The organism is Staphylococcus sp. HMSC072H03, assembly GCF_001809305.1.
Taxonomy (GTDB): Bacteria; Bacillota; Bacilli; order Staphylococcales; family Staphylococcaceae; genus Staphylococcus; species Staphylococcus hominis.
In genome coordinates this window covers 1-266 of the sequence record NZ_KV796897.1, presented here as the reverse complement: position 1 = coordinate 266, position 266 = coordinate 1, and the positions used below count along the sequence as shown (strand labels likewise).

The 266-nt window shown below is 30.1% G+C and carries 1 protein-coding gene; it reads right to left on the bottom strand.

Annotation, left to right across the window (positions count from 1 at the left end):
* On the bottom strand, positions 1–266 hold a 266-nt coding region (locus HMPREF2578_RS07955), incomplete at both ends, for a transposase (protein ID WP_141743938.1).

Sequence of the window (266 nt, the reverse complement as noted above, 5' to 3'; positions counted from 1 at the left end):
CTACCATAACCTGCATCAGCTACAATATATTCAGGTAAATGACCGTAGGTCTCTTGAATTAAATTTAAAAATGGTATCATCGTTCTTGTATCAGTCGGATTTTGATACACATTATAAGATAAAACGAATTGAGAATTTGTCGCTATTTGTAAATTATAACCTGGCTTGAGTTGTCCATTTTTCATATGATCTTCTTTCATTCTCATAAATGTGGCATCATGATCTGTTTTAGAATAACTATTTCTATCCTTTAAAATAGATTTTTG